General features: G+C 71.2%; 1 protein-coding gene and 2 pseudogenes. All 3 read right to left on the bottom strand.

Annotated elements, in window-relative coordinates; genetic code table 11:
• Positions 1-92, bottom strand: a pseudogene (locus tag ABTY56_RS38465) (roadblock/LC7 domain-containing protein); the annotation flags it as partial.
• 10 nt (positions 93-102) lie between these two features.
• On the bottom strand, positions 103-3435 hold the full coding sequence (locus tag ABTY56_RS38460; RefSeq protein ID WP_350634347.1) for a nitrate- and nitrite sensing domain-containing protein: 3333 nt from the start codon (positions 3433-3435) through the stop codon (positions 103-105).
• 432 nt (positions 3436-3867) lie between these two features.
• Positions 3868-4046, bottom strand: a pseudogene (locus tag ABTY56_RS38455) (ATP-binding protein); the annotation flags it as partial.

The following is a 4046-nucleotide window of genomic DNA, read 5'->3' as shown; positions in this document are numbered from 1 at the left end:
TCCGCGGAGACCACCACGGTGTGGGACACCCCGGGGGTGTTGTCCACGAAATTGGTGATCAGCCAGTTCAGGTTCTGTGCGGCCTGGCTCATCTGAGTCAACTCAACGCTCCTGGTGGTTCGAGCCGCCGAAGAGATCGGTGCTGCGGTTCTGTCCGTTGCCGGACTGGTCTACCTGATCGGGGTCGATCCGGAAGCTTCCGGTGTTGCCGGCACTGCGGCCCTGCTCCACACCGCGGCGCAGGTTGGTGAGGCGGCCACGGACCTCCTCGGGGCTGCGGGAGACCTGCGGCCCTTCCTGCGGGGTGGGCTTGGCGTTGCCGGGGACCAGGTTCTGCTTGGGCACGCGCCGCGGCAGACCGGCCTGGGTGGTTCCGGCGGAGGAGGGCTCGCGCAGTTGCTCGGCCCGCTGCCAGTCGCCGTCGTTCGGCGACTGCCAGGCGGTGCTGGCGGTCGGGCCGGTCGGGCCGTAACCGCCGAGCGAGGACACGTCGTGGCCGCGCGACTCGTTGGCGGACGAGCTGTCCTTGGCGCCGGCGAACCAGTTCGGGCTGTCGCCGGACGGGAGGGCGCCGGGGGGCGCGCTGCCGGGGCCACCGCCCGCCAGCTGCTCGCCGGGGCGGCGCTGCGGCAGCCCGGACGCCAGGGTGGCGGAAGGCCCGGCGGCGGGCAGCGCGGGCGGCTCCGGGGCGTACGGGTGGCCGGCCGGGGCCTCCTGGGCCTGGCGGCCGTACGGGTCGGCGTAGCCGTCCTGCTGGTAGCCCTGCTGCTCGTAGCCGTACTGGTCGTCGGCGTACTGCTCGTCGGCGTAGCCCTGCTGGTCGTAGCCCTGCTGCGGGTACTGGTCGTAGCCGTCCTGCTGGTAGCCCTGCTGGTCGTAGCCGTACTGGTCGTCGGCGTAGGCGCCCTGCTGCTGGTAACCCTGCGGGGCGTACTGGTCGTAGCCCTGCTGGTAGTCCTCCTCGACCTCGGCGTCCACCACCGGCGCGTCGGGGGCGCTCTCCAGGGCCGCGCGGCGGACCTGGTCGAGGCGCTGCGAGCGCTGGACGGACTCCAGGGCCGGGCTGAAGCCGCTGGACCCGGAGTTGCCGATGCCGGTGAGGTGGTCGTCGAAGCCGAGCTCGGCGGCGCTGCGGGTGGGGGCGTCGGCCGCCCACGGGGAGGTCGGCTCCTGGTCGGCGAAGATCCGGGAGACGGTGAACTGCTCCTCGGGCTCCGGCGCGGCGCCGCCCTGGGTGACGAACGGCGGGAGCATGACCAGCGAGGTCGTGCCGGCCGACTCGCCGGACGGGCGGAGCTGGACGCGGATGTCGTGCCGCTGGGACAGCCGGCCGACCACGAAGAGGCCCATGCGGCGGGAGATGGTGGCGTCGACCGTGGGCGGCTCGGCCAGCTTCTCGTTGATCTCCGCGAAGTCCTCGGCGGTGAGGCCGATGCCCTTGTCGTGGATCTCGACCAGCACCCGGCCGTCCGGCAGGCGGGTCGCGTTGACCAGCACCCGGGTCTGCGGGCTGGAGAACGACGTGGCGTTCTCCAGCAGCTCGGCGAGCAGGTGGACGAGGTCGGTCACGGCGGCGCCGACGACGTCGACCTCCGGGATGCCGGCGAGCTCGACGCGCTCGTACTGCTCCACCTCGGACGCGGCGGCGCGGAGCACGTCGACCAGCGGGACCGGGGTGTTCCAGCGGCGGCCGGCCTCCTCGCCCGCGAGGACGAGCAGGTTCTCACCGTTGCGGCGCATACGGGTCGCGAGGTGGTCCAGCTTGAAGAGGTTCTCCAGCTGGTCCGGGTCGGCCTCGTTGTTCTCCAGGTCGGTGATCAGCGCCAGCTGGCGCTGGATCAGGCCCTGGCTGCGGCGCGACAGGTTGGTGAAGATCGCGTTGACGTTCCCTCGGAGCAGGGCCTGCTCGGCGGCGAGCGCCACGGCCTGCTGGTGGACCTGGTCGAAGGCCCGGGCGACTTCGCCGATCTCGTCCTTGCCGTGCAGCGGGATCGGGGCCACCGAGGTGTCGACCCGGTCGGGGTCGGTCTTGGAGAGCTTCTCGACCAGGTCCGGCAGGCGGTGGTCGGCGATCTCCAGGGCGGCGCTGCGCAGGGTGCGCATGCCGAGGATCATCGAGCGGGCGACGTAGCCGGTGAGCAGGCCGGCCAGGATCAGTGCCGCGACGACGATGACCGTGTTGAGGATGGCGTCGTAGAGCGCGTTGTCCTTGAGGTTGCGGGAGTCGGTGAGGACGTCGTCCAGCAGCGCGACTTCGGTGTTCCGCAGGGCCTGGATGTGGGTGTTGGCGGCCTGGTTCCAGTTGTCCGGGGTCAGACCGGCGTTCTTCGCCTCGGCGAACGCGGCGTCGGCGGTGGCCTTGCCCTTCAGCTGGCCCTCGGCGGCGGCCTGGCTGTACGCGGCGGCCAGGGCCAGCAGGCCCTGCATGGTGGGCGCGTGGCCGTTCGGCATCTTGTACGCCGAGTGCTCCTGGGCGGTGGCCAGGGCGACCTGCGCGTCCGCGTACTTCTTGGCGTCCTCGGGGGCGCTACCGGTGTTGAACTCGTTGAGGGAGACCTGCTCCAGCTTCTCCGCGACGACGATCTGCTGGGTCGCGTCGGCGTTCTCGTACCGGGTGGTGCCGTTCTGCGCGATGCCGACCAGCAGGCTCAGCATCAGCGAGCGCTGGGTCGAGGCGGAGGCCTTGGCCAGCGACATCGCGTAGATCGCGCGGCCCTTGCTGGTGGCGTTGGAGGAACCCAGGCCGACGGAGTTGTCGTAGGCCAGCAGCGGGGCGAACATCGCCGAGTAGGCGCTCGCGGTCGCGCTGAGGAACAGCTCGGGGTTGTACGCGTTGGCCCGCAGGTGCGGCAGGTCGACGAGCAGGGCCTGGAAGGCCTCGTGGCGACGGGGCAGCTCACCGGACTTGTCGGAGGCCTCGTAGGCGGCGTTGTACGCCTTCAGCGCGGCGTCGGTGTCGGCGCGGCGCTTGGTGACCTCGTTGTTCGGGTCCTGCTTGGTGATCAGGGGTATGAGCGTCTTGTCGCGCTCGTTCTCCAGCGCCTCGGCGAGCTCGGTCGCGGCCTTGGCCAGCTCGGCGGTCTTCTCGGCGCGGGACGCCTTGATGTAGCCGTCGACCGAGGTGTTCACTCGCAGACCGCCGAAGACGAGACTGATGATCACGGGGATCAGCAGGATCGCGATCAGGCGGGTCGGCACGCGCCAGTTGCGCGGACGGAGGAAGTCGTACCGCCCGGCCTCGCCCTCGCCGCCCGGCGCGCCGCCGCTGCCGGGCGGCGAGGCGATGCTCGGGGGAGTCGGGGCCGGTGCGGCCTGGGTGCGTTCCTCGGTGGGAGTGAACGCGGAGAATCCGGCCGGATCCGCGGCGGTACGGTTCGGCTCGCTCTGGCGGGGCTCCGAGCGCCGCTGCGGGGCGGGTTGCTGCTTACGCCTCACTCGACAACTACCTCTCGGCCGACTGCCGGCCATGGATCAATCCAGCGCTACCCCCGGGCCCTGACCCGTCGCCGGACTGGCCGGCGGGAGAGAATCAGGGGTAGCTGGAATTTCAGCACGTGCAGGGATGGGGGACAAACAGCCGCCGTCCGGCACCCGCGTCTGCGCAATTCGGACAATCTCCGACATGACGGAGCAAAACCGTGGTCATCTGGCGCTGAGTGACGCTGATTCGCCACGCTGCGTCATTGTTGATCACAAAATGCCTACCGAACTGTTATCCGCTGCTTATACACGGGTCTTGCGCGGGCCCCCGGGAGGACACCGGCCGGTAAGCGTGGCTGCCCCGTCGGCCCGTTGCGGTGACGGGCCGACGGGGCAGCCCGTGCGCCGGGCTCCGGGTCCGGGGACCGGGAGCCCGGCGCGTCCGACTCAGCGGAGCCGGGCGAGCAGGGCGTGTTCGACGAGGGTGATGAGGGCGCTCTTGGCGCTGTCGCGGCGGCGGGCGTCGAGGGCGATGACGGGGGTGTCGGCGCCGAGTTGGAGTGCCTCGCGGACTTCGTCGGCGGTGTGGGGCTGGTGTCCGTCGAAGCCGTTGAGGGCGACGACGA

This window comes from Kitasatospora sp. NPDC097691 (assembly GCF_040302665.1).
GTDB lineage: Bacteria > Actinomycetota > Actinomycetes > Streptomycetales > Streptomycetaceae > Kitasatospora.
Note: the sequence above shows the minus strand (reverse complement) of the source record. Positions and strands in the feature narration are given on the sequence as shown.